The sequence below is a fragment of the Aeromonas molluscorum 848 genome, assembly GCF_000388115.1.
Lineage (GTDB): Bacteria > Pseudomonadota > Gammaproteobacteria > Enterobacterales > Aeromonadaceae > Aeromonas > Aeromonas molluscorum.
Map to the genome: position 1 here is coordinate 1 of NZ_AQGQ01000233.1, position 4911 is coordinate 4911.

Annotated in this window: 1 protein-coding gene, 1 tRNA gene, 1 pseudogene and 1 riboswitch; all 3 genes and pseudogenes read right to left on the reverse strand. The window is 58.4% G+C overall.

Annotated elements, in window-relative coordinates:
* Nucleotides 1–50 precede the first annotated feature (50 nt).
* Complete coding sequence (locus G113_RS19160; RefSeq protein WP_005909942.1) at nt 51–992, reverse strand: chemotaxis protein CheV; 942 nt, start codon at nt 990–992, stop codon at nt 51–53.
* A gap of 152 nt (nt 993–1144) precedes the next feature.
* Nucleotides 1145–4173, reverse strand: a pseudogene (locus G113_RS19165) (glycosyl hydrolase family 18 protein).
* Nucleotides 4174–4284: 111 nt separating this feature from the next.
* A riboswitch (cyclic di-GMP riboswitch) is annotated at nt 4285–4371 on the reverse strand.
* A 341-nt stretch (nt 4372–4712) separates the two neighbouring features.
* A tRNA-Ala gene (locus G113_RS19170) sits at nt 4713–4788 on the reverse strand.
* Nucleotides 4789–4911: the final 123 nt, after the last annotated feature.

Sequence of the window (4911 nt, forward strand, 5' to 3'; positions counted from 1 at the left end):
ATCTGCTGGCCCTTTTTGTTGTTGATTGGTTCCACACGCCAATTCATCCGTCAACCCAGCAGCTGGCGCAGCCGCTCCTGGGCAACACCGACTAACAGATCCGGCTGGAACTTTGAAATAAAGCGATCACAACCCACTTTCTTGACCATGGCCTCGTTGAAATTGCCGCTCAGCGAGGTGTTGAGGGTAATGAAGAGATCCTGCATGCGCGGGTCATTGCGCACCTCATGGGTGAGGCGATAACCATCCATCTCCGGCATCTCGGCATCGGTGATCATCAGCAGTATTTCGTCGGTCACCCGCTTGCCGGCATCGCACCAGCTCTTGAGCAAGTGCAGCGCCTGCAAACCATCCTGGCATTCGATTACGTCGAGTCCAAGCTGCGCCAGCGTATCGCGAATGAGATTGCGGGCCGTGCTGGAATCATCGACGATCAGCACCTTGCGCCCCTGCATCTGCGGCAGCAGTTCCCGATCCAGCACAGCTTCGGAGATGCGGATGTCATAGGTGATGATCTCGGCCAGCACCTTCTCCACATCGATGATCTCGACTATCTGCTCGCTGTCCCCCTCCCGCAGGCGGGTGATGGCGGTAAGGTAGTTGGCACGACCCGCCGAGCGCGGCGGCGGCAATATGTCCTTCCAGGTCATGTTGGCTATGTTGGCAACCTGACCGACCAGGAAACCCTGTATGGTGCGGTTATATTCGGTGATGATAAGGTTGGCCTCTCCCTCCTGGGCTTGGCCACGCATGCCGATGGCACTGCGCAAATCGATGACGGGGATGGAAACACCGCGGATATTGGCCACGCCGCTGATGTTGTGATGAGAACCCGGCATCTTGTTCAGGTGGGGCAGTTTCACCACTTCGCGCACCTTGAACACGTTGATGGCAAACAGCTGACGGGAGCCGAGTCGAAACATCAGCAACTCCAGGCGATTCTCCCCTACCAGCTGGGTACGTTGATCCACTGAATCCAATATGCTCGCCATGATTGCCCTTCTCTCCCAATCCGAATGCGGTCCAGTATAGGGACTCGCCGATCCCGGTACTACGGCCATTATTATGTTATGTCGGCCGCCACCGGGGTTTTCTTGATAAAAAAAGCGGGGCCAGGGCCCCGCTTGCATTGTTAACTTGCACCTCAGTAGCTGCAGACCAGCTTCCAGCTGCCGTCCCCCGCCTTGGGTTCGCTGCTGGTCCACCAGTTCGCCTGCCAGACTGCGCTGCCATTGGTCATGCGATCGTTGGCATTGGCATGGTCTCCCTGGGGCCAGCTAGGGTAGGCCGGATAGGCCGCCGGGGTGACGCTTTGGGAGCTGCACGTCGTGCCGCCCGTGCCAGGATCACCGCCACCACCCAGTACCGCTTCGGAGAGCGCCGGGAAGTCGGACTTCAGGCCTATGGTCTGACTACCGCTGACGAGGCGCATGCCACTTGGCACACCCGCCGCCGGCAGATAATAGGTCATGGCGACTTCGACATCCGTCCCCGGGGCCCAGGCCTTCCAGCTCGGCAGGGTCAAGGCGACCTTGTGGAAGTCCTTCTCGCCCGCGATGCCATCCGAGTTCTGGTTGCCACCGCTCTCGACCACTGTCAGCCCCATGCCGCTCTGATCCGTGATGGTGTCAGAGGTGGAGGTCGGCATCAGGAACTCGATGCGAGTGCCGCCCGGAATGGTCTGGGTCGACTTATTCGTCAGTTTAAGCGTTGGGTTGATTGGATAGTTGGAATCCCCCTCCTTGAAGCCCGAGAGGCTGACGGCAATGTCGAGCTGAGCCGCAGGCGCAGGCAGATCGTTCTGCTGCAAATTGGCTTTACTCGCCGTGGCGAACTTGTCATACGCCAGGCTGGTCAGCGTGCTGCCCATGACATATTCGTTCTTGGCGGGATCAAAATCATAATCCCCCGCCATCTCCCAGAACATGACGCCACCCAGACCCCGATTGATGATGTAGTCCAGCTTGTGCCCCATGGACTCTTCATCTTCGGTGGAGAGGAACACTTTCTTCTCTTCGTTCCAGAGCCAGGGCGCATGCGCCTTGTCATCGTAGTAACGCACGTACTGACCCTGGATCACATCGGCCGGGTTATTGGCATCCAGACCCCAGGCCGCACCATAGCTCGGCATGCTGGTAATGCCGAGGCTAGCCGCATGCTCCAGGTTCTTGGCATGCCACATGGGCACGGCGCCGCCACCTATCTCATTGCCGTTCTTGTCCAGATCGTGCCAGATGTTGTCGATGCCGACCGCACCATTACCGCAAGGGATGGTACTGCCGCCGGTACCCGGTTGGCAGTCGCTCTGGCTTGGCAGGGCTGCCTTGCCATTGAGACCATGGGTACCGCCGGTGACACCTTGCCAGCCACGGGTGTAATAAGGGACACCCACGTTGATCTTGCCGGCCGCCATGGCCCCACGGAAGTAGTGTGCCGCCCAGGCGGCGTTCAGATAGCCGATGGCACCGAACTGAGCCTGGTTATAGACACCCCACTGGGCCAGTTCCGGATCCGCCTTGTTGTCGAACAGCGCGGCGTTATGGGCCACGAAGTTGTTCCAGGCACCGTGGAAGTCATAGGTCATCAGGTTGACGTAATCCAGATACGGTGTGACCTGGAAGTTCTCCATGCCGCGCAGCAGATAAGCTGACGCCGGTGACGCTATGGTCAGCATGTACTTGCGCGCATCTTCGGTGCCAGCGCTGTCGAGCCGTTCACGCAGCGTCTTCATCAGCACTTCATAGTTTGCAAACAGCTTGCCACGGCACAGATTGGAGAGCGGGAAGTCATTGGGATTGCCCGCATCCTTCATGGAGGTCGGATATTCGTAGTCGATATCCACCCCATCAAAGCCGTACTGGCGGATGAAGCTCACCGCCGAGTTGGCCAGGGCATTGATGCCAGCGGTATTGACCGAGCAGTCACCCTTGGTGGTGGCGGCATAGAAACCACGGGTATCGGCCCAGCCGCCCACGGAGATCAAGGTCTTCACGTCCGGATATTGCTTCTTGTACTTGGAGAGCAGGTTAAAGTGACCCTGATAGGCAAACTCGGGATCCATTTCAGCGCCCGGCACCCCTTCCCAGGTCATCTTGGTCGCAGAATCATCCACCTTGATGAGATGGGTCTGCTCATCCACGGCGGCAAACGCATAGTTGATGTGGGTGATCTTGTCCCAGGGGATGTCGTTCACCAGATAGGAGGGCAGACCATTCTTGCCGGTGCGCCAGGAGGTGAAATAACCGATGACCCGACGGCCATGGTCATCCCCCATGCACTCGCTGCCGTCGGCGCGATAAATCTGGCGAACGTCGCAGGAAAGATTGCCACCGGTTGCGGCAAGGCAGCCTCTTCGACACTGACCGACACCGGCGCCGACTCTCCCGACAGGTTCTGGCTGTCTACGGCAACCAGGGTCAGCGCGGCACTGCCCTTGGTCTGCGGAGTCCAGCTCAGCTGCCAGGGGGCACTGATGTCCTCACTTGCCTTCTTGCCATCCACATAGAGCTCGACCCTGGCCACATCGTTATTGGCATCGGTCACATTGCCGGTCACCGTGACGGCGCGGCCCAGAGTGAGTTTGGCCCCGGCCACCGGGCTGGTGATGCTGGCCTTGGGCGCCTCCGGGGCAACTACGGCCGTCACTGTCACACTGACCTGGGCTTCATCGAGGCTCTTGCCATCCTTGTCCAGCGCCCGAGCAGTGATTTGATGGACACCCACTCCGCTGGCGGCCCAGCTGGCCGACCAGGGGGCTGCCGTGATGGCTGCCACCTGACTGCCATCGACCAGATAGACCACTTGGGTCACGGCGTCACTGCCACCGATCAGATTGACGGCCAGGGCCAATTCGGCCCCCACGCTCACCGAGCTGTCCGCGGCAGGGGAAGAGAGGGTCAGATCCAGCGCAGGCGGATTGGCATCCTGATACAGAGTCCAGGCATCGGCCCAGACAGTGCCTGTACCCGGGGCGTAGTGAGAGCTCGCACCGCTGCACCAGCCTGAGTAGGGAAATTCTTTGCATTGGTAGAGGCTACCGGCATTGCTGACGATATCGCCAGCCTTGTAGGCGGTGCCTGCCTGATAGGCAGGATAGGCCGCGAGTGCCCAACCGGGCAGGGACGCGAGGGCGACCAGCATGGCTAGCCGACTTGGTCTTAAGACTTGTTGCATCTTGTTATCATCCTTGTTTTTGTCTTGGCAAAACGCTGACCAAGGCAAAGCACAACCGCAACAGGTACGACGAAGAAGGCAGCTGACGATGGACGCGCCACTGACTCTTACCTGGGTAACCCCGCTATCCTGGACCCTGAAGTCGGTAGACCGGAGGCTTTGCGTCCCGACCTTTCAGCCGGTTTGCTCTTTACCTGGATTCCATCTGGAACAGCCCGAGTATAGGAAGTCGCCCGCAAATGCTCAATCTTCATTCACAAAGGAAAATATGTTTGAGGTACTCACAGAAAAAGCAGAAAAAGTAGCCAGTTCGCTGCGAACATGCAGCAATTAATGCAGTTATCAACAAAATCAGCCACACAGGCATGTTCAAAACCGCTGATTTGATGAGCTGGAACTGTGAGCCATCTCATGGGGATGGCACCACAAGATGCTGGATGAAACGACAATCCATGTCGGGAATGGCCGCGCAGGCAGGAGGCAGATAGCAAAAAGGCCACCGCGATGCGATGGCCTTTGGCTTTCTTGTAACAAGAAATTGGTGGAGCTACGCGGGATCGAACCGCGGACCTCTTGCATGCCATGCAAGCGCTCTCCCAGCTGAGCTATAACCCCAAATTCTTTCTTCATTAGACAACAGGTTCTGGCGGCCCGTTGCCTTTTACTGCAAATAGTGGTGGAGCTACGCGGGATCGAACCGCGGACCTCTTGCATGCCATGCAAGCGCTCTCCCAGCTG